Source organism: Cohnella sp. GbtcB17 (assembly GCF_019091135.1).
Taxonomy (GTDB): Bacteria; Bacillota; Bacilli; order Paenibacillales; family Paenibacillaceae; genus Cohnella.
Genome location: NZ_JAGXJW010000536.1, coordinates 1 through 231, shown reverse-complemented (window position 1 = coordinate 231; position 231 = coordinate 1). Strand labels below are relative to the sequence as shown.

The window sequence follows — 231 nt, the reverse complement described above, 5'->3', positions numbered from 1 at the left end:
GCATCACCGTAGGCGACCGTAAAATTCAACTCGTCGCCAATCCCGTAAATGCCGCCCGGCGGAACGGAGGCGACTCCAGCCGAGGGCGACGGTACGGCAAGCACGAACCGATAGACGCCGACCTGCCCGTTGCCGCCCGTCACGACGATCTCGACCGGATTGTCGCCCAGCGACAGATCGCCCGCCCGCGAATTGCCGTTAACGCCGTCGATGGATACGGTCTGTCCCGCT

Annotated in this window: 1 protein-coding gene; it reads right to left on the bottom strand. The window is 64.5% G+C overall.

The features are described from left to right. The coding region (locus KVT38_RS34350; protein ID WP_217598160.1) for a hypothetical protein at positions 1 to 231 on the bottom strand (231 nt) is incomplete at both ends.